At 43.3% G+C, this 23,274-nt stretch carries 22 protein-coding genes; 11 read left to right on the top strand and 11 right to left on the bottom strand.

The window, feature by feature from the left end:
• Positions 1-124: 124 nt before the first annotated feature.
• From holB to CVU62_08790, 7 genes are all read right to left on the bottom strand, one after another.
• Positions 125-1,132: a DNA polymerase III subunit delta' gene (holB, locus tag CVU62_08760; protein ID PKN37805.1), complete on the bottom strand. Its 1,008-nt coding sequence runs from the start codon at positions 1,130-1,132 to the stop codon at positions 125-127.
• Positions 1,133-1,154: 22 nt separating this feature from the next.
• Positions 1,155-1,802 (bottom strand): dTMP kinase, encoded by a 648-nt coding sequence (locus CVU62_08765; GenBank protein PKN37806.1) that lies wholly within the window; start codon positions 1,800-1,802, stop codon positions 1,155-1,157.
• A 236-nt stretch (positions 1,803-2,038) separates the two neighbouring features.
• Positions 2,039-2,218 carry a ferredoxin gene (locus CVU62_08770; GenBank protein ID PKN37807.1) on the bottom strand — a complete coding sequence of 60 codons (180 nt, stop codon included), beginning with the start codon at positions 2,216-2,218 and terminating at the stop codon, positions 2,039-2,041.
• Positions 2,219-2,424: 206 nt separating this feature from the next.
• Positions 2,425-2,646, bottom strand: coding sequence for a hypothetical protein (locus tag CVU62_08775; GenBank protein PKN37808.1), 222 nt, complete (start codon positions 2,644-2,646; stop codon positions 2,425-2,427).
• A 43-nt stretch (positions 2,647-2,689) separates the two neighbouring features.
• The gene (locus tag CVU62_08780) at positions 2,690-3,289 is read right to left on the bottom strand and encodes a hypothetical protein (GenBank protein PKN37809.1); all 600 of its coding nucleotides are present in this window, start codon (positions 3,287-3,289) and stop codon (positions 2,690-2,692) included.
• Between the two features lie 38 nt (positions 3,290-3,327).
• The gene (ispH, locus tag CVU62_08785; protein ID PKN37810.1) at positions 3,328-5,055 is read right to left on the bottom strand and encodes a 4-hydroxy-3-methylbut-2-enyl diphosphate reductase; all 1,728 of its coding nucleotides are present in this window, start codon (positions 5,053-5,055) and stop codon (positions 3,328-3,330) included.
• Complete coding sequence (locus CVU62_08790) at positions 5,045-5,800, bottom strand: TlyA family rRNA (cytidine-2'-O)-methyltransferase (protein ID PKN37811.1); 756 nt, start codon at positions 5,798-5,800, stop codon at positions 5,045-5,047. Before CVU62_08790 ends, ispH begins: the two co-directional genes overlap by 11 nt.
• A gap of 470 nt (positions 5,801-6,270) precedes the next feature.
• Between CVU62_08790 and CVU62_08795 the strand changes: the two genes are divergently transcribed.
• Both CVU62_08795 and CVU62_08800 read left to right on the top strand, forming a co-directional pair.
• Entirely contained in the window at positions 6,271-7,068 is a 798-nt protein-coding gene (locus CVU62_08795; GenBank protein PKN38058.1) for an esterase, read from the top strand.
• A gap of 237 nt (positions 7,069-7,305) precedes the next feature.
• Positions 7,306-8,373 (top strand): 4Fe-4S ferredoxin, encoded by a 1,068-nt coding sequence (locus CVU62_08800; protein PKN37812.1) that lies wholly within the window; start codon positions 7,306-7,308, stop codon positions 8,371-8,373.
• Positions 8,374-8,448: 75 nt separating this feature from the next.
• On the opposite strand, the gene dxs is transcribed toward CVU62_08800, so the two are convergent.
• The 4 genes from dxs to CVU62_08820 all read right to left on the bottom strand — a co-directional run bounded on the left by dxs (position 8,449) and on the right by CVU62_08820 (position 12,970).
• Entirely contained in the window at positions 8,449-10,359 is a 1,911-nt protein-coding gene (dxs, locus tag CVU62_08805) for a 1-deoxy-D-xylulose-5-phosphate synthase (GenBank protein PKN37813.1), read from the bottom strand.
• Positions 10,360-10,388: 29 nt separating this feature from the next.
• Positions 10,389-11,288: a polyprenyl synthetase gene (locus CVU62_08810; GenBank protein PKN38059.1), complete on the bottom strand. Its 900-nt coding sequence runs from the start codon at positions 11,286-11,288 to the stop codon at positions 10,389-10,391.
• Positions 11,284-11,514, bottom strand: coding sequence for an exodeoxyribonuclease VII small subunit (gene xseB, locus CVU62_08815; GenBank protein ID PKN37814.1), 231 nt, complete (start codon positions 11,512-11,514; stop codon positions 11,284-11,286). Before xseB ends, CVU62_08810 begins: the two co-directional genes overlap by 5 nt.
• Before the next feature lie 118 nt (positions 11,515-11,632).
• Positions 11,633-12,970, bottom strand: coding sequence for an exodeoxyribonuclease VII large subunit (locus CVU62_08820; protein PKN37815.1), 1,338 nt, complete (start codon positions 12,968-12,970; stop codon positions 11,633-11,635).
• Positions 12,971-13,412: 442 nt separating this feature from the next.
• Between CVU62_08820 and CVU62_08825 the strand changes: the two genes are divergently transcribed.
• The 9 genes from CVU62_08825 (at position 13,413) to CVU62_08865 (ending at position 23,238) form a co-directional block, all read left to right on the top strand.
• Entirely contained in the window at positions 13,413-14,321 is a 909-nt protein-coding gene (locus CVU62_08825; protein ID PKN37816.1) for a hypothetical protein, read from the top strand.
• A gap of 201 nt (positions 14,322-14,522) precedes the next feature.
• Complete coding sequence (locus tag CVU62_08830; GenBank protein ID PKN37817.1) at positions 14,523-15,485, top strand: nitronate monooxygenase; 963 nt, start codon at positions 14,523-14,525, stop codon at positions 15,483-15,485.
• Between the two features lie 239 nt (positions 15,486-15,724).
• Positions 15,725-16,516: an SAM-dependent methyltransferase gene (locus CVU62_08835; protein ID PKN37818.1), complete on the top strand. Its 792-nt coding sequence runs from the start codon at positions 15,725-15,727 to the stop codon at positions 16,514-16,516.
• A 55-nt stretch (positions 16,517-16,571) separates the two neighbouring features.
• Complete coding sequence (locus CVU62_08840; GenBank protein ID PKN37819.1) at positions 16,572-17,363, top strand: TetR/AcrR family transcriptional regulator; 792 nt, start codon at positions 16,572-16,574, stop codon at positions 17,361-17,363.
• A 341-nt stretch (positions 17,364-17,704) separates the two neighbouring features.
• Complete coding sequence (locus tag CVU62_08845) at positions 17,705-18,472, top strand: 3-hydroxyacyl-CoA dehydrogenase (protein ID PKN37820.1); 768 nt, start codon at positions 17,705-17,707, stop codon at positions 18,470-18,472.
• 50 nt (positions 18,473-18,522) lie between these two features.
• A complete protein-coding gene (locus CVU62_08850) occupies positions 18,523-19,746 on the top strand; it encodes an acetyl-CoA C-acyltransferase (GenBank protein ID PKN37821.1) in 1,224 nt (407 codons plus the stop codon).
• 79 nt (positions 19,747-19,825) lie between these two features.
• Positions 19,826-20,971, top strand: coding sequence for an acyl-CoA dehydrogenase (locus CVU62_08855; protein ID PKN37822.1), 1,146 nt, complete (start codon positions 19,826-19,828; stop codon positions 20,969-20,971).
• A 25-nt stretch (positions 20,972-20,996) separates the two neighbouring features.
• On the top strand, positions 20,997-21,917 hold the full coding sequence (locus tag CVU62_08860; GenBank protein PKN37823.1) for a hypothetical protein: 921 nt from the start codon (positions 20,997-20,999) through the stop codon (positions 21,915-21,917).
• A 139-nt stretch (positions 21,918-22,056) separates the two neighbouring features.
• Complete coding sequence (locus tag CVU62_08865) at positions 22,057-23,238, top strand: carnitine dehydratase (GenBank protein PKN37824.1); 1,182 nt, start codon at positions 22,057-22,059, stop codon at positions 23,236-23,238.
• Positions 23,239-23,274: the final 36 nt, after the last annotated feature.

Raw genomic sequence — 23,274 nt, forward strand, 5'->3', positions numbered from 1 at the left:
TTTTCACCCTGCCTGTTATTTTTAATCACGGGTATAAACCCTAGCGCAACCCTAATTACGCTCCAATGAGTGGGTTATTATACCCTCCGCTTGTAGCGGGATTGTTCGACTTACAAATTTCAATTCACTTCGTTTTTAAAATTTGAGTCTCACAATAATTTAGTTTAAATGCCATTGCTTCCAATGTCAATGATTTGTTGACGTTTAGCTCGATTGTCTGCCCGGCCTGCTCGACCAGAGCAATATTCTGAAGAATTTGCTCCCCGGATAAATGCCCGGCTTGATCGGAAATAAAAGAAGAATTGTCCCGGTTAATCAACATGTCGCTCTTTTTGGTTTCTTTATAAATCAAAACGTCCCTGAAAAACGTTTTAAGAATATTCAGCCCTTCTTTGATTTCCTTTTTCCCCTGCCCCAAAAAAGACGCGAAATTAATTAAGCTGAAAGGATCATCTTTACGTGTGATGGAAAGCAATTCCAGGAGTTCTGTCCGATACATAACGATATCATCTTTATTCAATTCTATCGCACGACCCAGTGAACCACCGGATAAGACAGCCAAAAGCAGAGCTGCTTGATTGTCCATGCCCATCCGGTCAACAAGAAATTTCGCCACTATATCAAAACGCAAAGGGTTAAAACGAACGTGCTGACAACGCGAAATGATCGTCGGTAGCATTGAGTAAGGTCGGGATGTAACCAAAATCAATCTATTAGAGGGAGATGGTTCTTCCAGTATTTTTAAGAGTGCATTGGCTGCCTGATCGTTCATTTTGTCGGCATCATCAACAATAAACACTCGCTGATTTGCTTCCAGCGGCTTACATTTCATCTGCTCCTGAATTTCGCGAATGGCATCAATGCGAATGAATTGGCCATCGGCTTCGACAGAAAAGACATCGGGATGACTACGGCGCTGGATTTTTCTGCAGGAAGAACATTCACCACAGGAATCATGGAGAGTATTTTCTTTCTCGCAGTTGAGAGCTTTGGCAAATTCCAAAGCCAGAGTTTTCTTGCCCACTGCGGAAATACCGCTAAAAAGATAAGCATGTCCTATTCGCTTTTGAGCCAAAGCTTTCCGGATAGTTTCTATTTTTTTTTCATGACCGTATATATCGTGAAATGACATAATTAAATGGTACTTTTAAAAATCAATCTTTCAGATTTATGAAATTATTAATACACGTGCGCACATCTTTTTGAATCGTTTCAACATCGCGGTTCGCATCAATTAAGCGAAATCGATCCGGATCATTGTTCAAAATATTGAGATAACCTTCCCGAATTCTTCTATGAAAATCCATGTTTTCTTTTTCAAATCTATCGATGGAAGAAGATTCCTTGAGTTTATCATTGCGCCTATTTGCTCTTTGCAATCCAATTTCAACAGGCAAATCGAAAAGCAAGGTCAAATCCGGTTTCAAAAGCATCGACGAATAATCGTTGATTAACTTGATAAATTTGTTATCAAGGCCCCGGCCGGCACCCTGATACGCATAAGTGGCATCGGAAAAACGATCGCACAAAACCACTTTATTTTGTTTTAATGCGGGCATGATTATCTCTCGGACATGTTGGGATCGCGCCGCGCAAAACAAAAACATCTCCGTCTCCGCGCACATATTATTATGTTCCCTGTTAAAAAGGATACTCCCGATTTTTCGTCCGATGTCGGTCCCGGATGGTTCCGCAGTAACAATAAGAGACACATTCCTCCGGCTTAAATATTCGGCAACAAGCTTTATTTGAGTTGATTTTCCCGAACCTTCAATGCCTTCAAAAGTTATTAATTTTTTCACTGGCTACCTCTCGCGCCTAATCTTGGAAAAATTACTACACATTGCCTGAAATGCACAACTCTAATTTTTGTTAAAATATTAAGGCGTACTTAGCGGCAAGTAAAAGTGGTATGTAAATAAAGCCTCCCTAAAGCAGGAGCCGGGGGATTCCCAAGTCGCGGGATATAAAAAGGAGAAACCGGGAATATATCCTTCTAAATATGGATCTATTCCCAGTTTCGAGTTTGCCAAATAATCTATTTATTGTCCCCGGGTACAATTGCTTCCACCGGACATTGTTCGACACAAGTTCCGCAATCGTTACAAAGTTTAGCGTCAATAACATACTTATCTTCGCCTTCAGAAATTGCCTCGGTAGGGCACTCGCTCTCACAAGAACCGCAAGCTATACATTCGTCGGTAATTACATAAGCCATAATTCTTAATACTCCTTTTATTAATAATTATTTCAACAAAATTGAAGTTCACTAACAAGTTAGTTGTCAGAGAATCTTTGTTAATCAAAACCAATGATAATCGTCAATTCACTAAACAGAAATCAATCCGGCATTCTCATTATCATAAACAGCAAAGATAAAACAAGATAGTTTTGCAGGGTAATTACAACAAAGAATACGAACAGTTAAACAGCTACAACTTCTTTGATTTCAGGAACTTGCGTTTTAATGACTTTTTCTATCCCCGCCTTCAAAGTCATTTGGGCCATGGGACAACCATGACAAGCACCGGTTAACTTTACCTTTACTATTCCATCTGAACTGACATCTATAAGCTCAACATCACCGCCATCGGCCTGTAGATTGGGCCGGATAAGCTCAATAGCTTTTTGCACCTTCTCTTTCATCTGATTTTCCCCTAATCGGTTAAAATTAATTCTTTCCGCCCGTTCAATGCGGCATGTATGCAATCAATTTACGAGTAACATCACGGGCAACTTTAGTCAAACCAGGCTTGATCAACATATAATCTTCCTTTATATCATAGCCGCCTTTCCACATTAGTTTTCCGGTGGAGGCTTCATATAATTTCATGGTCATGCCGACAAACGCCTTTTTATCATCTTTCACAACAATATAATCCCACGAATCAACAGAGACCATTAATAATGCGTCAACGCTGAGTAATTCGCCGATTTTTTTACTCAGATCAGGATCAGAAAAATTAACTGTCTGCAATTTAGAGAGATATTCCGTCATCGCCTTATTTAATTCTTCGTTGGCCGATAGCTGCGTGTTAAAACTTTCCGTTCCCACCACACCGGTGAACCACTTCTTTTCAATAAGCGCACCTTCAATATTTTTTTCTACTTCTGCCTTTACTTCTTTTGTCCCTTCAGGCCTCACCATTTCTATGGGAAGAACTGCTATTTTTTTTGGATGAAAATCATTAGCTTCCGGCGCTAACTGGGAAAAACGCAATCCGCCGCATGCGATCGTCGTCAAAACAAAAGTCAATAAAACTAATTTCACGAGCAATTTTTTTTTCATAATTCTAACCCCCTTCTTCGCTGAGCCAAACTCCTATATCAGAAAATATACCACAGGAGAACACAAAAACCAGCCATGATATAGCTGGTTTCCAAAAGGCCTTCCTTAACAGCCCCGGAAAGCGCGGATTCTCTATCACAAAACCTAAAACAAATCCATATATATAATATGCAGGCAAGCAGAAAAATACTCAGAGCCGAAGTCCAATCCACCAAATAAGAAAAAAGAAGAAGAACCAATAATATCAACGAAATGATTCTTAGGATGGTTATTGTTCTCTTTCTGCCAAAGAACACGGGAATCGTTTCCTGCCCTATTAATTTATCACTTTGGATTTCTAAAATATCCGACATTGCCGAACGAATAAAAACAATTCCAAAAGTAAAAACAAAAGCAACGATTAACCCGGCATGGAATGAAAAATCTCTGTTCAAGGCAGGCAAAATTGCCGCTACAATTCCCCAGGCAGCAGACATAAATATATTTTTCGAACCGGGCAGATCTTTTAAGCTGCGGAAGTGCCATTTTTTAGGCAGGATTCTTATATTATAAATTACACCGGCAAGAGAAATGACAAACAAAAATATAAAAGGAATAACCGCGTTTTTTAACGCCAAAGTAAGAGCCACCGCTATAGAAAATAAAGCGGTAAAAAAATATAATTTACCATAGCGGTAGTAACTTTCTTCACGAAAAGAACCGACAAGACCGGCCGGCTTGCGACTGAGCAGCCGATTTAAAACATGCATCGCGTAGACAAAGAAAGATGCGATCGCAATGGAAGACAGTGTCACGGGTATTTTTTGTAGCAGCATGCAGGCCAGACAAAGGCAACCGGCACCCAAAGCAGAATAAACATCTGTCTTGATCGCTGATATCCAAAGATTAAGCAATGTGCCTATACTCTTCAGTTTACGGCTTTGACCTTCCATAATTTTATCCATCACCCGATCGATAATCCAGTTGGGCGTGGAAGCACCTGCCGAAACTCCAATGCGATTATAGGGGATGAAATTAATATTTTCCATTTCTGCGGGAGTTTCAATATGGAAAGAAGGAGTTTGCTGCTTTTGAGCAAGATCCGCCAGCCTTCTGGTATTGGCGCTATTTTTTCCGCCAACTATGAACATCGCATCCATTTCACTCGCCATTGCTATAACTTCCGCCTGTCGTTTTTCCGTTGAAGAACAAATAGTGTTAAATACTATCGCGTGAGGATAAGCATTTTTAATCTTTTCAACAATCTTACTGTAATTTTCTGAATCCTGAGTTGTTTGAGCGACAACGCAGACTTTATCGATGGAAGATAATTCATCCACTTCATCCAAAGAGGAAATAATAATTCCCCTGCCGCCGGTGTAACCCAAAAGTCCATCAACTTCCGGATGCTCCTTATCGCCCACAATCACCACAGTATAGTCCAGAGCCGCGTGTTTTTTGATAATAGATTGCACGTAACCAACTTTCGGACAGGTGGCATCAACAATTTTAATTCCGCTTTCCTTGATTTTTTTTCTTTCGGCGGGGGCGATACCGTGAGCGCGAATAATCAGGATGGCATTTTCTTTGTCTTTTATTTCTTCGATATTTTCGATCGGCTTAACGCCGCGATTTTTGAGCAGTTCAATTGTTTGGGGATTATGAATTAATGGACCGTAAGTATAAATCCGGCGGCTGGTTTCATGCTGCGCTATATCCAGCACAATATCCACAGCTCTGCGCACGCCCATGCAAAAGCCGGCAGTTTTGGCAAGTTTAATTTCCATTCTGTTCTTTCTTTCGCGCCAGAATAAAAAACTCTCTGTTGCCCGCCGGACCTAAAATTGGTGACGCGCAAGTTCCTTCAATTTCGAAACCAAGAGACTCGCAAAATTCGCTGATATCCTGCACTACGCGATCATGGATAGCGGGATCTTGCACTATGCCTCCCTTGCCTACTTCTTCTTTTGCGACTTCAAACTGCGGTTTAATCAACGCCATAATCTGCCCTTTATTGCCAAGCAATTTCACAACGGCAGGAAGAACAATTTTCAGAGAAATAAAGGAAGCATCAATTACGGCCAGATCAATTTGCTCGTCCAGATCAGCGCCGTCATAGTACCGGACATTGGTGCGTTCGATTACAACCACCCGCTTGTCTTCGCGCAACTTCCAGGCCAACTGACCGTAGGCGACATCCAGAGCGTAGACTTTTTTTGCACCCGCCTGCAAAAGGCAGTCCGTAAAACCTCCGGTGGAGGCTCCTACGTCAAGGGCAACAATATTTTCAACATTCAAGTTAAACTCTTTCAGGGCTCCCGCTAACTTCAATCCGCCTCGGCTCACATAAGGATTGTCTTCACCTTTTATATGAATTTCTGAGTCAATCGGAACAAGCTCTCCCGCTTTATCCGGATAGGCGTCATTAACTTTCACAGCGCGGGCCAAAATCAGCGCACGGGCTCGCTCTATCGTGGGCGACATTCCGCGATCAAGAAGCAATTTATCCAAACGAATCTTTTTGGCGGCCATATATTCAGGTAATTATTGTTGAGTTGTAAAATTATAAGATATTATTCAATTCGTGATTCCTGAATTGTGAACTACCAGATATTGCATGGTAAAACAAGTTTGAAAAAGACAGGCAATGGTTTCTCCATTTTATGGCTAAGATTATTTTGACACACCAGAAATTCTTCATAATAGCCAACTCTAAAAAAGTAAGTTCTTATCAATCTCACAGCAGTATTTGTGAACAATGGTTGACATAATGAACAGTGTTCATGTATTTTATTGCCATTACTGAATATTGAAAGCCGTTATAATAACGTTTAACAAAAATTAACACTTGTCCGATTTAATGAGCTTTCGTTTTAGAGGTATCATCAATGGAACCTGTAAAAGGCGAATTAAAGATGGAATCATTAATGATTCCAATGGACTCCATAGACAGTATTCATCTCAAACACATCTGCATAGATAAAGAAGGGCCCCCGATATTTATGCTGCATGGCGCGGTGGAAAACGGAAAGATCTGTTATTCTGATTCGGGACGTGCCGGACTTGGTCCCTATCTGGCCAGATACGGCTACGATGTTTACGTAGGTGACCTGCGCGGCAGGGGCCAAAGTACCCCTCATGTTAATGCCAATTCAAAATATGGCCAAACCGAGGCAATTACCGAGGACATACCCGCATTTATCGAAAAAATAATATCTCTCCGCGGCAATGTTCCCCAACGCTTTGTGTGCCATTCATGGGGTGGAGTATTAACCTCCTCGACCTTAGTGCGCTTTCCAAAATACAGGGAGCTCGTGAAATCAATAGTATATCTCGGGGCAAAACGCAGGATATGTGTCTTTAACATGGACCGTCTTTTTCAAATCAACCATGTTTATTGCCGGCTCGGTAGAGAATTAGTAAAGAAACATGGATATTTCCCTTCCACCAAGCTGGGACTGGGTGACGATGAATCGGCGGGAATACGGCATGGCACAGATGCCTGGATATGGTCACTGAAGTGGGTCGATACTACCGATGGGTTTGATTACGGTGAGGCGGCAAAAAAGGTTCATCTCCCTCCGACACTCTACATGGCAGCAATCGATGACCCATGCCTGGGCCATCATAAGGATGTTTGGAATTTTATGATGGAATCAGGTGATCACGTAAAAGACTTTATGGTACTCAGCAAAAAAAACGGCAACCTGCACGATTACAACCATGTCTCCATGATGACGCACAAAGACGCTCCGTTGGATCACTTTCCTAAGGTATTGGAATGGCTCACAAAATATTGAATATTCCTGCCTACAATTTATTGTCTCATTCTTCTGTTGTAAGAGACCAGATATTGTAAGGTCAAATGATAGCGAACAGTCAACACTATTATGCCCTTTTTGTTAGCTTAAATTATATGGTTATTTGACTTATTGTAAACAGTTTCTCAATTGACATACAAGAACGTTTTGTTATATTTTCACATATAAGCGGTGTCATTTAATAATCCCGGAAAATTGATAAACGAGATTTCGAATATGTCAGATGACGCATACACATTATTGAGGCAATTTCTTGACCAGTTTCCGCTGGGATTTCCCGCGACCGCGTCCGGCGTTGAAATGAAAATTCTCAAAAAGCTTTTCTCCGAAGAGGAGGCCCGGGTTGCCGTGCTTCTCACACCGTTTCCTGAAAATGTTCAGAGCATTGCGAAACGCACTGGCATGGAAGCGGACTATCTTGGAAAAACGCTTGAACGCATGTCGTTAAAAGGCCTCGTATTCCGCTCGAAACGGCAAGGTGAAACGTTATATAACACCGCGCCTTTTATGGTTGGCATATATGAATATTCTGTCGGCAAACTGGATAGTGAGTTGGCCGCGTTGTATAAGGAATATTACGAGACTGCGTATCAAAAAGAAATGGGTGCCAGCAATGTTCCCGGGTTTAAAGCGGTCCCTGTAGGGAAAAACATATCGCCGGACATCTCGGTTTTGCCATATCAATTTATCGAGGATGAAATACGCGCGGCTACCAGCATCGCAGTAGCACCCTGCATATGCCGCAAGGAAGCACACATTAACGGCGAAGGATGCAACCATGAACTTGAGACCTGCCTTAGTTTCGGCGCCGCAGCGGAATATTACATCGGAAACGGCATCGGCAGAAGAATTGATACAAACGAGGCACTGAATATTCTCAAGTGCGCGGACGAAGCCGGGCTGGTACATGCCTGTACCAATGTCAAACACCTTGCCAATATATGCAACTGCTGTCCCTGCTGCTGCGCCTCGTTGAAAGGAATAGCGGGCAAGGGACTTTTACGTGAAAAATTTTTTAATCCTTTGTATGAACCGATCATAGACGCTACCTCTTGCACCTCCTGTTCAACATGCATTGACAGATGCCCTGTCGCAGCCATTGAGATTGCTGACATACCCGCCATTAATCGCGATAGATGCCTGGGTTGTGGATTGTGCGCAACGGCGTGTCCGTCGGCATCGATTTCTATGATCCCCAGGGAAGACAGGCATGAACCTTATAACAGGATGATTGAATTGGGATTTGCAATTTTAACGAAAAAACATGAAGGCGGAATCACTTGATACCATCTTTGCTGAAAAACAATTTATACAAATGAACTTCTGAGCCGTTATATACTCATGTAATTAGGGGAATTATCAGTTTTGGGATTTTTTCAAAAAATCTCTTACAGCCAGAATAATGCCTTCTTCATCAAGGCCGTATTTGTGACGCTGCTCGGCCTGAGTTGCATGTTCGACAAACTCATCGGGAATGCCCAATCGTTTTACCACAATGTCCGTGAAGCCTTTCTCTGCTAATAATTCCAGAACAGCACTGCCAAAACCGCCCTGAAGCATATTTTCTTCAAGCGTAATAATTTTATTAATCGTCGTTGCTGTTTTCAGAATCAGTTCTTCGTCAAGGGGTCTGACAAAACGGGCATTAATAACCTTGATCTTGAATCCTTCCACTAAGAGTTTTTCTGCCGCGGCCAAAGCAGGATTGACCGTTGATCCGATCGCAATAATGGCCAAATCAGACCCGTCTTTAAGTACTTCACCTTTCCCGATCTCCAGATTTTTGAGTTCATTATCCAGAGTTACACCCACTCCTTTTCCACGTGGATAACGTAGCGATACAGGAGATCCGCAATCAACTGCCGTCTTGAGCATGTGCTGCAGCTCATTTTCATCTTTAGGAGCCATGACAACAATATTAGGAATGGAACGCAAATATGAATAATCCAGAAGCCCCTGATGAGTGGCGCCGTCTTCGCCGACAAGACCACCGCGGTCAATGGCAAAAATAACCGGCAACTTTTGCATACACACGTCACTTACAATCTGATCGTAGGCTCTCTGCAGAAAAGTCGAATAAATGGCAACCACAGGAATAATACCTTCCGCCGCCAGACCTGCGGCAAAGGTAACCGCGTGCTGTTCCGCAATGCCCACATCATAAAAACGTTCAGAAAATTCCTTGCAGAACTGATTCAGTCCGGTGCCCTCACACATCGCGGCGGTAATAGCCACAATACGGGAATCGGCCTGCGCGAGTTTGACAATGGTCTGACCAAACACTTTCGTATAAGATGGAATATCTGTTGGCGAAGAAATAGCCTGACCGGTTTCCACATCAAAAGGAGCCACCCCGTGAAAGCCCAGCGGATCTTCTTCTGCAAATTCGTAACCCTTACCTTTTTTGGTGATTACATGAACAAGCACAGGTCCGGGAAATCCCCTGACATTCTCAAAATTTTTAATAAGATGATTAAGCCGGTGTCCCTCCAGCGGCCCCACATAAGTAAAGCCCATTTCTTCGAAAAGCGCTCCGGGGACAAAAAATGTTTTCCATGATTCTTCTATCTGATGAATAAATCGGACTATATATTTGCCAATACCCGGAATCTTTATTAATAACTTTTTTGTGTTGATTCTAAGTTTAGTTAAAGCATTGCCGGTCATCAGGCGGTTTAAATAAGAAGACAACGCGCCTACGTTCGGGGAAATGGACATTTCGTTGTCATTTAAAACTACAATCATGTTTTTCTCACGATCGCCGGCCCAGTTCAAGCCTTCGAAAGCCATTCCTGTAGTCATGGAGCCATCACCGATAACAGCTATTATTTTTTTGCTATCACCTTTTAAACTTCCGGCTTCGGTAAAGCCGGACGCTGCAGAAATTGAGGTTCCGCTATGCCCGACATTAAAAGCATCATAGACACTTTCTTCTCTTCTGGGAAATCCGCTGAGGCCGTTTTGTTTACGTAAAGTTGGAAATCTGTCTTTGCGTCCGGTGATAATTTTATGCGTATAAGATTGATGGCCGACATCCCAGACGATTTTATCGCGCGGCGTATTGAAAACATAATGAAGAGCCAGAGTCAGTTCCACCGTTCCCAAAGATGAAGCCAAATGACCGCCGGAAGTTGCAACTGTATTAATTATCAGGCTTCTGATTTCCTGCGCCAGAGTATTTAGCTCAACTATATTGAGTTTGCGGATATCCGCAGGATATTCTATTTTTTGCAAAACACTGTATTTTACTGTTTTTAGTTGTCTTACCAAAATTAATGCCTTTCTTATTTCAAATTCAACTAAGATTTTCTTTCCATTACAAAGCGCGCAATTAAAAGCAGCGGACGCGCTCTTTCATCAAACTCGGAGAGACTCACTTCTGCCGCGTCTATATGTTTTGCCAATTTTTCTTTAGCCACATCCAATCCCATTAAAGATGGATAGGTAAGTTTACCATGAGCGGCGTCGCTGCCTGTTTCTTTGCCCATTAAATCGCGGTCGCCCTCCACATTTAAAATATCATCCGCTATCTGAAAAGCTAAACCAACATTTATCCCATATTCAGCCAACGCCTGAATCTTATCTTTTCCGGCATTGGAAATAATAGCTCCTGATTTTACCGCTGCAACAATCAACGCTCCCGTTTTACGCCGGTGAATTTCACGAAGTGTTTTTTCGTCAGGCGTAAATTTTCCCGACAATACATCCAGAGCCTGTCCACCAACCATACCGCAAATTCCGGCAGCCTGGGCAATTTCCTGAATGACCGCTAAATGTCTTTCCGCAGACAGCCTTACTTTTTCCGCGCGGGATAAAAGAACAAATGCTTCCGTAAGCAGAGCATCACCGGCGAGAATAGCTATGTCTTCTCCGAAAACTTTGTGACAGGTAGGCTTGCCGCGCCGGAAATCATCATTATCCATTGCGGGCAAATCGTCATGAATAAGAGAGTAGGAGTGAATTAATTCCAAAGCGCAGGCAACCGGTATGGCCGGCCCAAGATCTCCACTGACTGCCTCCGCCGCCGCCAGGCAAAGAATCGGCCGAAGCCGCTTTCCTCCGTTAAAAACACTGTAGCGAACCGCCTTATATATGTCAGCCGGTATATTGTCTTCGCCGGGGAGATAATGTTCCAACGCTTCTTCTATAATCTTTTGCCTATCCTGCAGGTACGCTTTTAAGAATACCTCGTTTTCAATCACCGTCTTCCCCCTGAAAATTTTTTACTTTTAAGGACTCTTCTTTTCCCAGGAGCACTTCGACACGCCGCTCAGTCTCCTCTAATTTGGCTGAACAAAAACGAATAAGCCTTATCCCTTCTTCAAAAGATTTCAAGGCTTCATCCAACGGTATATCGCCGGCTTCCATTTTCTTCACTATATCTTCGAGTTTTTCCAGAGCATCTTCAAATTTTTCTTTTGCCATAATTTTACCCCGTTAGAGAAATCCCCCAACTCAAGTTGAGGGGTTAAAATCTTGTAACACAGACGGCTGTTTAATGCCGCCATCCTAATTCGCAAAGCGCCTGTTGCTCTATTGGAGCTTACTCCTGAGATATTTTTTCTATTTTAGCGTTAAAATTACCCTTTGCCAATTGGACATTAACGTCCTCGCCTATACTTAGAGCCTCCACCTGCCTAACGATCATCCCGTTGGCCGTGCTGCGTGTGATGCTGTACCCTCTCTGCAAAACGGACAGAGGGCTCAAAGATTCCAAAACAGCCGAGTTCTTCCGAATCAGGTCACGAATTGCTGCCAGGCGATATGAAAAACTTTTTACCATATTCTCCTGAACGTTTTTCAATAAGATTTTTTTTTCATAGATCTGCCTTGCCGGATTTTGATGCTGCATTCGCAGATTCAATTGCCGAAGATCATTATATAGATCTTGTTTTTTTTGATATAGAGCCGCCCGAAGCCTTTCTCTAAGGTAATCCAGTTGAATTTGTAAATTAATTATAAGACGACGTGGATCTTTGAGCCTTTCCTGAAATTCGACAACCCTATCTTTTCTTTTTTTCAGGTAGCGGCAATAACCGTCTATCAGTCTTTGTTTAAAAGTATGATTTTTTGCTATTAATTCCATCCATTCCGGCACAATCAATTCCGCCGCGGCAGACGGTGTGGGCGCGCGCAAATCCGCCACAAAATCACAAATTGTAAAATCGGTTTCATGGCCAACCGCAGAAACTATGGGTATTGACGAATTGAAAATTTCACGTGCCAGAGCTTCATCATTGAAAGGAGCGATATCTTCCAGGGAACCGCCGCCACGGGCAATAACAATCACGTCAACACTACCATGAGAATGTAAGTTGCGCAGAGCTTGAATTATTTCGGCTGCTGCTTCATCGCCCTGCACCCGCACCGGAGCAATTAATATATCCGCCACGGGAAAACGTCTTTTGGTTATATTTAAAATATCTTTAACCACCGCACCGGTAGGCGAAGTCACCACACCGATTTTATGGGGTAGAAAGGGAAGACTTTTTTTATAGCGTTCATCAAACAACCCTTCCGCTGAAAGCCTGACTTTCAATTGCTCAAACGCCTTTTGCAAAGCGCCGATACCAAGAGGCTCCACTGATTCAATTACAAGTTGATATTCTCCGCGTGGCAGATAGACATTCAACCGCGCCCGGCACAAAACTTTTAGACCTTCTTCCAATTCGAAATTAATTTTCCTTTTATAGGTACCGAATTGGCGAAAAAAAACCGCATTAATCTGACTTTTATCATCCTTTAAAGTGAAATAAACGTGTCCTGATTGCGGTCGCCGCAGATTGGAAACTTCACCTTCCACCCACAGAAACCCGAATGTTTCTTCCAGGAGAAATTTAATATTATTATTTAGTTGCGAAACCGTAAGAATTTCTTCCATATGTATAATCCTGCATTGTGAACTACCAGATATTTAAGGGTAAAACAAGATTGAATTTAATACCGGAGTGGCCGAACTAATATCAGTTCCTACGGCCATGCTAGTGACGCCTACTTCACATTTACCCTTGACATACAATAAGACATAGTTTATTGTTCCCCATCTCCAAAAAAGAAGCGCTTATCAAAGTAAGCATCCGGTGGCAGTTGTTGAGGGAACATGTAATTTTACATTCATCCTTATCGCCAACGTTAAAATATACTTTACGATAAGCGGAAGGCTTCCTGATATTTCAGAAAAAGGCAATGTTGTTATTTATTGCCGGAACAGTTCCTTTAAAAAATTAGAAACACAAAACAGATAAGCGTATAAGTATAGTTTCCTGTTAAGATCTTTCACCAAAATTATTAAATTACGTAAATTTAAAAATGGAGGGAGCCTTATGAAGGAGAAGCGATTCTTATGTATCTTATCAATGCTGTTTTTATTTATCTTCCTGATAGTCTGTTTTTCCGGTTGTACCGCCGCGCGCCACACGGTTCAAAAGGTCTCTGTCAATATGATTGATACCTCTGTTGATGATCTTGTGGAAAGACTTCTTGATAGTAAAAATTACGGTGAGATCAGAAACGGGCTTCCGGGCGCTTTGCTGGTGGTTACCGGCGTCACTGAAATGTCACCGAACAACTATAAATTACTGACCAGAACCTGCATGCTTTATACCGCGTATGGACTTTTTGTCGAAGATGAAAATCCCGACTATGCCGTAGAGCTATATGATATTGCAATTGAGTATGGATTACGTGCTTTAAAGCTGGACAAACAATTTCGTAAAAAATTCGAGCAGGAACTTGACTATGCTGAATGCTCAAAACACCTGGGGAAAGAGTACGCGGACGCACTGGCCTGGACATCAACGGCTTATGGATTAAAGGTGTTACTGACACTGGCAAACGCGGCGGTAGCCATGGATGTACCTAAAATTTCAGGACTGGCCCTGAAAGCTATTGAACTGGATGAGGCTTATTTTTACGGAATATCTCATATAATTATGGGGATAGTTAATTCCATTCTGCCCGAATTCGCGAGACTTACCGGAGGTGTTGAAAATTCGCGAAAAGAATTCGATGCCGCCGACAGAGTAAGCGGTAACAGATTCATGATGGCCAAATATTTCAGGGCCAAATATTATTGCCCTTTGGCAAAAGATCAGGTTATGTTTAATAAGTCTTTGCGTGAGGCAATAGAAACAGATCCGGCGATTCTGCCCGGCGGATATATTTTAAACGAACTGGCCAGAGTTAAGTCGAAATTTCTTCTTGATCAGGCTGTTATTTATTTCCCGCAATAAGTTGGGAACAAGCATCGTATCCCCTTAGACTCATGCCGCAAGAATTAATCATCTTCACCACATTATTTTGTGGTGAAGATTTCCTTGACATACATTCCTGAGTTTTTTATGGTTCATCCCATGCGAAAACAGTGGAATTAAAGGACACCGTTTTTTTACAGCAAAAATTTTTTGAATGAATACTAAAACAGGAGGTTGTTCATGTTCCAGACGAAGATTACGGAAATGCTAAAGATTAAATACCCGATTATTGGCGGGACTATGATGTGGATTTCATCAGCGGATTTTGTAGCGGCTATTTCCAATGCCGGTGGTTTGGGTTGCATTGCCTCTTGCATGTACAAAACCAGAGAAGCGTTTGCCGAAGCACTTGATCGCATCCGCGAATTGACAGACAAACCTTTCGCGGTAAATATCAACTTTTTCCCGACCATGCAACCAATTGATAATAATGAATACCTGGATGTGTTACTGGAAAAAGGCGTAAAAATCGTTGAGACCTCGGGACACTCAGCACCGGAAGATATGTGCAACCGTTTTAAAAAAGCCGGCCTGGTGTGGATTCACAAATGCGTCGGTGTTCGTTATGCGCAAAAAGCGGAAAGTCTCGGCGCCGATATTATTACGGTTGTTGGTCAGGAAAACGGCGGTGCTACGGGTAAGCTTGATATCGGGACAATGGTTTTAGTTCCAAGAGTTGTGGAAAGTTTAAAAATTCCGGTTATTGGCGGCGGCGGTGTTGCTACCGGCGAATCATTTCTTGCCGTGTTGGCTTTGGGAGCACAGGCTGTTATCATCGGCACACGCTTATTGATGACAAAAGAAGCTCCCCTTCATGACAATTTAAAGAACGCTCTCATAAAGGCCAGTGAATTGGATACGATGCTCATTATGCGTTCACTGGAAGCAACACACAGGGTATGGATTAGTCCGGCGGCGCAGAGATGTCTCGAGCTCGAAAACACCCATGGTGATATTATGGAAGTTCTGCAAATCGTTTCCGGTGAAAGAGCAAAGAAAATGTATCATGACGGAGATCTGGGCGCGGGTATCATTTCGTGCGGCCAGGATGTCGGTCTTTGCCATGATATCCCTACTGTTAAGGAACTTTTCGACCGCATCATCGCTCAGGCGTCTGTGGTAGCTAAAAGACTGGCCGCATAGAAATATATCTCCGATGATTTCCGTATCTGGCGGGTCTAGATCAAACTCATAAAGATATTCCGGAATTTTGTCGGTTGCTGAATTTATTTTATTGATGGAATTGCCATTTTGGTTGATCCTGACATTTGATCTGCCATTTTAGCATTGAAGAATGTTCCGAATAGAAAAGTGATACATGAGATAGATCATATTTTAAACTATTGGGTTACCCGAAACATCACAGAGCACGAGGTTCCTTTATGGTAAAATGGGATGCTGAAGCTTATAAAGAATCGTCACATCAGCAGTTTAAATGGGGGCTTGAGCTTTTAGATAAGCTGGCGCTTAAAGGAAACGAGAGCGTTCTGGACATAGGATGCGGTGATGGAAAGCTGACGATAGAAATCGCGAAAAGGGTGCCGGATGGAAATGTTGTCGGCATTGATAATTCGGAAGAAATGCTCAACTTTGCCAGAAAAAATTTCCCGAAAGATAGATATCCGAACGTTGACTGGCAGCTTATGGATGCCACCGAAATAGATTTTAATAATGAATTCGACATAGCTTATTCCAACGCAGTGCTCCACTGGATAAAGGATCACGTTGCCGTGCTTCGGGGAGTGAAAAATAGTTTAAAACCGAACGGCAAGATATTATTTCAGATGGCGGGTAAGGGAAACGCGCTTAATGCGGCTCAGGTATTAGTTGATGTAATATCAAAAGAGAAGTGGAGCAAATATTTTATCTATGGCGTTTCATCAACTCTTAGTTATTACGGAACTGATGATTACCGCGTCTGGCTAAAAGATCTCGGGTTCGTTGAAAAACGTGTGGAGCTTTTTCCCAAGGATGCGTCTTTTCAAGGAAGGGAGGGAATGAGAGGAAACATTAAATCGGTGTGGATGACTTTTACGGATATGATACCTGAACATCTTCGCGATCAATTCATTGAAGAATTAATTGATGGATTTGATGAAAGATCCCCGAAGGATGAGCTGGGGAATTATCATATAGACATGATGCGTCTTGAGGTCGAAGCCGGCAAGACTTAAACTTTGCGGCCAAGTTTTTCTTGACATACTATACCGGACTTTCTATAGTTGACTCATGAATAAGAAATATCTTATTAAGTCGAACATCAAAAAAACAAACAAAAATAATTTCTTACCCAAAAACACTTCTCATTTAAATATAAAAACAGATTCGTCGTTAAAATCTTTGTTATGCAGAAATGATAAGATAGACGCACCAAAAGATCAGAAGCAATTATCAATCCCGCCGGGACATCTTAAGATTTCCAAAGCAATGATTTCTCTTTTGAAGAAGAAAAATTTTGATGTCATTACCTGGGCGGAAATTGCCAACACCGCCGGAGTCAATGAGGCTTTAATTTACAAGTATTTTAAAGATAAACGAAATTTACTGCATTATGTTCTACAGGAATATTCCTCGGACTTCGTGAAAATTCTCCGCAAGGACCTTGATCATACCAAAGGAACATTTAATAAAATTAAAACATTCATTTCTTCGACCTTGAATTACTATCAGGATACACCGGTCTTTGCAAAAATTCTGATAATTGAAATACGCAATTTCCCGGCATTTTTTACCGGTGAAACTTACGAACTGATCAGAGAATATGCGGATATTTTATTGGATATTCTTGAAGAAGGAATAAAACACGGAGAAATACGTTCGGACATATCTCCCCGTCACATTCGCCAGATAATCATCGGCGCCATTGAACATCTGTGTTTGCCTAAAATAATATTTGGAACCAAAATAAAAACCAAAGAATACACTGAAGAAATCTGTCAATTAGTTTTTGATGGCATTGCCAAACAAGCAAAGACGGGATCAAGAAAAAAAGTCTGCAAAAAAGCCGAGGATTCTCATTAATCTTATTTTCACTCTGTAGTTTCATAACAGTCGTAACCATCCCTAATCTGCAACATTTTTTACATCAGGCACAATCTCCCCGGGCCTGATGTTGTCTTTAATTTCTTTCACATAAATCCAAGTATTTTTAATGACTTAAGACCGTCCGACAATGAATGGCCATTAAGAATTTCACATAACAGAATCATAAAAATTTATTTGACAGCCAGATAAGTATGTGTTACTTACCCAACCCATGCGGGCTTTCTTATGCTTCAAGATATCTGTACAATGATCAGAGGGACAGGAGCAACAGATTTATGGAACACCATTCTTATCAACAATAAAAACAGGAGACTTTTATGAACGTACAAGGCAGTACTGTAATTGTAACCGGTGGCGCTTCGGGGCTGGGAGAGGCTTGCGTTAGGAACCTGCTTTCCGGCGGAGCAAAAATCGCCATCTTCGATTTTGCCGTTGAAAGAGGCGAAAAAATGGCCGCCGAGTTAGGCAAAGACGTTATCTTTGCCAAAACGGATGTGACTGATGAAGCAGCTGTTCAGGGAGCCATCTACAAAACCATGGAAGCCTTCGGCACCATTAACATCGCCATCAACTGTGCGGGAGGAGCCACTCCCATGAAAGTTTTATCCAAAAAAGGTCCCATGCCTCTGGCCGCCTTTAACAGGACTATCCAGATAAATCTTGTCGGCACATTCAATGTCATCAGGCTGGTTGTGGAACAAATGGTTAAAAACGTTCCTGACGCGGATGGAGAAAAAGGCGTCATCATCAACACTGCTTCTGTTGCTGCTTTTGACGGTCAGATCGGTCAGGCAGACTACAGTGCTTCCAAAGGCGGCATTGTGGCTATGACCTTGCCGATTGCCAGGGAATGCGCGGATTATGGAATTAGGGTAATGACTATTGCTCCCGGACTCTTTGATACACCGCTACTGCATAGTCTGCCGGAAGCGGCACGCGAGTCCCTGGGGAAAATGGTACCTTTCCCCCAGAGATTGGGACAGCCGGCAGAGTTTGCAACTCTTGTCAGACATATTATCGAAAATCGCATGTTGAACGGTGAAGTGATCAGGCTTGATGGGGCCATTCGGATGGCTGCCCGATAGTTCACATCATCCCCATAAAACACAAAAAACGGATGAGGAGATAATCCCATATGCAACACAAGGATGATGATATAGTTATTGTCAGTGCCGTAAGAACACCTTTCAGTAATTTTAATTCGGCCATGGCGGATATCCCCAGTATTGATCTCGGAGTCATGGTCATGCAAGAGGTTGTAAAACGGGCTGGAATCAACCCCGGTGAAATCGATGAAATCAACTACGGCAGTTGTGTTCTGGCGGAGGTTGCTCTGGAATTGGATGTGCCGGCAAGGCAGGCTACTCTCCTCGCGGGGTTCCCCGCAGAAAATATTTCGCTTACCCTTGATCGGGCCTGCTGCTCCTCGCTCTCTTGTCTGCGTCTTGGTTTTCGGGCTATCAAGGCGGGTGAAGCGGAAATCGCCATGGCCGTAGGTGCCGAAAATATGCCCCGGACACCACATCTGGCACCGGGTTTACGCAAAGGGGTAAAGTTGGGACATATTCAGCTCATAGATGGTCTTTTTGAACTGGGCTATGCCGCCAAGGGATTTAACCCGGTAGCCAAAGATGCGGGAGAAGTTGCTCTGGAGCACGGTGTAACAAGAGAAATGCAGGATGCATGGGCTTTGGATAGCCAAACGAAATATGCAAAAGCTTTCGCTGAGGGAAAGTATAAAATCGGCGAAGAACTCATTCCGGTGATCATTCCGCAGAAAAAAGGAGACCCTGTAGTCATTGAAAAGGATGAATCCCCCCGCAAAACCACCATTGAAGCGCTTGCCAAACTAAAACCTATTTATGGCAGCCCGACGGTAACAGCCGGTAATGCGCCGCCAATTAGTGCGGGATCCAGCGCAATATTGTTCATGACAAGGACAAAAGCAAAGGAGAAAGGTCTAAAACCTATGGCTACGATTGTGGCTACCGTTGCATCGGCGACGGCGCCCAGAGCGATTGCCGAAATCCCGGCCTATACCATTAAGAAGGCATTGGACAGGTCAGGCCTGACGCTGGATCAGATGAATATGATTGAGATCAATGAAGCGTTCGCTGCCGTTACCCTGACGGCTACAAAAATGCTGGCGAATGATAATTACGAGAAATGGAAAGAGATTCTGGAAAAGACCAACATCAATGGCGGTGCAATTGCCATCGGTCATCCCGTGGGCGCGAGTGCCGCCAGAATCACGATGCATCTGGCCTATGAACTTCAGAGACGGGGCGGCGGCTACGGTGTGGCTTCCATATGCGGTGGCTTGGCACAGGGTGAGGCGGTTATTCTGCGTGTAGACTAAGTAAGAACATTAGAAAAGCATTATCAGCAGAAACAACGCTTTCTGACCCCTATAAAAATAAATAAGAAAGGAGTATTTCATGCCCAGAAAGCTATTCACCGAAGAGCATCATATATTTCGTGAAAGCTTCCATAAATTTCTGGAAAAAGAGATTGCTCCTTTTCTCGAAAAATGGGAGCATGATGGAATCGTACCCAAAGATATCTGGATAAAAATGGGAAAGAGTGGATTTCTTTGTCCCTGGCTTGAAGAGCAATATGGAGGATCAAACGCAGGTTATGAGTATTCCGTAATCCTCAATGAGGAGTTATCCTATTTAGGAGCCACAGGCCTTCTTGCTGGTCTTCACAGCGATATTATCGTTCCTTATATTAACAGTTTTGGTAATGAAGAACAGAAAAAACGTTGGCTCCCGGGATGTGCCTCGGGAAATATTATTACAGCGATTGCCATGACGGAACCGGGAACAGGTTCAGACCTGGCAGCCATTAGATCAACCGCTGTAAAGGACGGAAAAGACTATATCATCAACGGGCAGAAAACCTTCATTTCCAATGGTATAAATTGCGATCTCGTTATCGTTGCCGTTAAAACGGACACCAAAGCAGATCCGCCCTCCAAGGGCATCAGCCTTATCTGTGTGGAAGCCGGCACACCTGGTTTTGAAAAAGGCCGTAATCTCGACAAAATGGGTTTTCACAGTCAGGACACGGCAGAGTTGACCTTTGTAGATTGTCGTGTTCCCGCTGCTAATCTTCTGGGCCAAGAAGGTCAGGGGTTTTCTTTCCTGATGAAAAAGCTCCAGGGGGAAAGACTCGTTACATCTATAATGGCGCAGTCCATGGCCGAGTCAATGCTGCAGATGACAATAAAATACTCGCGTGAAAGAACAGTTTTCGGAAAACCAATTAGTTCTTTCCAGCATAACACTTTCAAGATTGTCGAAATGGCAACGGAAATTGAACTGGGCAGAACATTTCTGGACAACCTTATTTGCGACTATATCGCCGGCGAGGATATTGTCATGAAGGTCTCCATGGCCAAGGCCTGGATACCGGAAATGGCAAACCGCGTCGCTTACCAATGCGTACAGTTGCACGGGGGATACGGATACATGGAAGAATATCCTATTTGCCGTTTTGCCCGCGATGTAAGAGTCATTCCTATATTTGCGGGAACTACGGAAGTGATGAAAGTCATTGTTGGAAAGATGATGGGGTTATAATTCTAAACTTTATTGGGAGGCTGGAATGATGACGAAAAAGATTAAGCTGATTCTCAAAGGTATTTCGATTCTCTTTTTGATTGTTTTGTTGGCCATGGGTGTATCCGGATGTGCGGCAACAAGGCACACCGTGCAGAAGGTCGCCGTTACCACAGTGAATACGTCGGTGGACGATCTCGTGGAAAAACTTATGAGGCAAAAAAATGCCGCTTTTATCAAGGACGGATTTCCAGGCGCTCTGTTGGTGATTACAGGCATGGTCGAACTGGCACCGACAGATTATAACCTGCTGGCAACAGCATCTTTCCTGTATGCGGACTATGCTCTTTTTGTAGAGGATGAAAATATTGACTACGCCATATCATTGTTCAAGGTTGGAACAGATTATGGTATGCGGGCGCTGAAGGCCAATAATGCCAAGTTTCGCAAGGCAATAGAAGAAGGGACCAAAGTTACCGAGGCTGTAAAGTTCCTGACCAAGGATGAGTTGAAGGCTCTGACCTGGTACGGAATCTGCCTTGCCAAGAGGGTTACGTTGCAGTTGGCGAACCCTGATGAGATTATTGATATTCAGGACGCCGTTGCCGCGGGGAGGCGCGCCATTGAGCTCGATCCCAATTATGCCTGGGGAGCCTGTTGGAACATCCTGGGTATCTTTTATGCAATTATGCCGCCTATGATGGGCCTGGGCGGTGGTCCGGAACCGTCTAAAGAAGCGTTTGCCAATGGCAACAAGGCGGAAAATGGTGAATTCGGATTGGTGGATGTGTTTTATGCCAGATATCTATGTCCGGTCATCAAAGATCCGGATTTGTTTGATAAACTGCTTAACAGGGTAATAGAGATGGATTCCTGCAAACTGGGCAACGGCCTGTGCATGATCAACGAACTGGCCAAACAGAAAGCTCGATATTCGCTGGCAAATAAAGCCAAATATTTTGATTAATAGTCAAGAACGGCTTTTTTTTAATATGAAGCTGGTTGTTAATCAAAAAATTTTGAACAACCTGTGATTTGAGTACTTCAAAAAATTGCCGGGATCGTGCATAATGCATCGTGACTGCTAAAAAATGATGGGAGAATTTATGCCGGGCGCGTTACAAGATTTAAAAATACTGGATTTTACGACACTGTTGCCGGGACCTTATGCCACGATGTGTCTGGCCGACATGGGGGCCGACGTTTTAAAAATCGTCTCCGGCTCCCGACCCGATATTGTGGATTTTTCCCCTCCTATCGTTCCGGAAATAAAGTTGTCCGCCCTGGGCACACAACTACGGCGAGGCAAGCGCTGCATGGCTCTGAATCTCAAGGATTCAAGGGCGATCACCATCATCCATCAGTTGATCGCTGATTACGACATTGTAATCGAGCAATTCCGGCCAGGAGTTATGGCAAAGTTCAAGCTGGCCTATGAAGATCTAAAGAGAATTAATCCCGCCATCATTTACTGCTCAATCACAGGCTATGGACAGACAGGTTCCATGCGCGACCGAGCCGGTCACGACATTAACTATATCGCCCGTTCCGGCGTCATGTCTTATTCAGGGAAAAAAGAATCCGGTCCCAGTCTTGTAGGTATTCAGCTTGCCGATGTCGCCTCCGGCGCAAACAACGCCATCATCGGCATTCTCGCAGCAGTGATCAACCGCCTTGGCACCGGCTGTGGCCAACATATCGACATCTCCATGACTGACGGTATGATCGCATTCAACGCTACAGTCGGCGCGGGATTCCTTTTTGATGGCCGTGAGCCGGTGCGGGAGGAAGAATATTTCAACGGCGGAACACTGTACGATTTCTATGAGACAAAAGACGGCAAACATATCAGTTTTGGTGGACTGGAGCCCCATTTCTTCGCTAATTTCTGCAATGCCATCAACCGTCCCGATCTGATCTCCGGTGGCATTCACCCCCGGGAAATCTCACGGATTAAGAAAGAAATCCGTGAGATTTTCTTTATGAAAACACGGGATGAATGGGTAGAAATATTCAGCCGGACTGATGCTTGCGTCGAACCGGTTTTGACCCTTAAGGAGACCTTCTGCGACACTTTGACACTTGAGCGCAAGATGGTTGTGGACGTAGCGCTGCCCGGTGGAGGGAGTGTCAAACAGATTGGAACCCCCATTAAATTCTCCGAAACTCCTGCGGAGTATAAGCATGCAGGTGTTTCCGGTGCGGCACACACGCGTGAGGTTCTGATTGATCTGGGTTATACAAATCAGGAAATCGATGAATTTGCAAAGACAGGATTATTCAGTTGAGATATATTTACAGGTGCACACTGATTAACGACATAC

It is taken from the genome of Deltaproteobacteria bacterium HGW-Deltaproteobacteria-2 (assembly GCA_002840505.1).
In the GTDB taxonomy this organism is placed as follows: Bacteria; Desulfobacterota; Syntrophia; order Syntrophales; family Smithellaceae; genus Smithella.

Excerpts from the sequence above, each read along its gene's own strand:
- holB (PKN37805.1), bottom strand. The coding sequence starts at position 1,132 with ATGTCATTTCACGATATATACGGTCATGAAAAAAAAATAGAAACTATC.
- CVU62_08770 (PKN37807.1), bottom strand. The coding sequence starts at position 2,218 with ATGGCTTATGTAATTACCGACGAATGTATAGCTTGCGGTTCTTGTGAG.
- CVU62_08775 (PKN37808.1), bottom strand. The coding sequence starts at position 2,646 with ATGAAAGAGAAGGTGCAAAAAGCTATTGAGCTTATCCGGCCCAATCTA.
- CVU62_08780 (PKN37809.1), bottom strand. The coding sequence starts at position 3,289 with ATGAAAAAAAAATTGCTCGTGAAATTAGTTTTATTGACTTTTGTTTTG.
- ispH (PKN37810.1), bottom strand. The coding sequence starts at position 5,055 with ATGGAAATTAAACTTGCCAAAACTGCCGGCTTTTGCATGGGCGTGCGC.
- CVU62_08790 (PKN37811.1), bottom strand. The coding sequence starts at position 5,800 with ATGGCCGCCAAAAAGATTCGTTTGGATAAATTGCTTCTTGATCGCGGA.
- CVU62_08795 (PKN38058.1), top strand. The coding sequence starts at position 6,271 with ATGCTGCATGGCGCGGTGGAAAACGGAAAGATCTGTTATTCTGATTCG.
- CVU62_08800 (PKN37812.1), top strand. The coding sequence starts at position 7,306 with ATGTCAGATGACGCATACACATTATTGAGGCAATTTCTTGACCAGTTT.
- xseB (PKN37814.1), bottom strand. The coding sequence starts at position 11,514 with ATGGCAAAAGAAAAATTTGAAGATGCTCTGGAAAAACTCGAAGATATA.
- CVU62_08820 (PKN37815.1), bottom strand. The coding sequence starts at position 12,970 with ATGGAAGAAATTCTTACGGTTTCGCAACTAAATAATAATATTAAATTT.
- CVU62_08825 (PKN37816.1), top strand. The coding sequence starts at position 13,413 with ATGAAGGAGAAGCGATTCTTATGTATCTTATCAATGCTGTTTTTATTT.
- CVU62_08830 (PKN37817.1), top strand. The coding sequence starts at position 14,523 with ATGTTCCAGACGAAGATTACGGAAATGCTAAAGATTAAATACCCGATT.
- CVU62_08835 (PKN37818.1), top strand. The coding sequence starts at position 15,725 with ATGGTAAAATGGGATGCTGAAGCTTATAAAGAATCGTCACATCAGCAG.
- CVU62_08840 (PKN37819.1), top strand. The coding sequence starts at position 16,572 with ATGAATAAGAAATATCTTATTAAGTCGAACATCAAAAAAACAAACAAA.
- CVU62_08845 (PKN37820.1), top strand. The coding sequence starts at position 17,705 with ATGAACGTACAAGGCAGTACTGTAATTGTAACCGGTGGCGCTTCGGGG.
- CVU62_08850 (PKN37821.1), top strand. The coding sequence starts at position 18,523 with ATGCAACACAAGGATGATGATATAGTTATTGTCAGTGCCGTAAGAACA.
- CVU62_08855 (PKN37822.1), top strand. The coding sequence starts at position 19,826 with ATGCCCAGAAAGCTATTCACCGAAGAGCATCATATATTTCGTGAAAGC.
- CVU62_08860 (PKN37823.1), top strand. The coding sequence starts at position 20,997 with ATGATGACGAAAAAGATTAAGCTGATTCTCAAAGGTATTTCGATTCTC.
- CVU62_08865 (PKN37824.1), top strand. The coding sequence starts at position 22,057 with ATGCCGGGCGCGTTACAAGATTTAAAAATACTGGATTTTACGACACTG.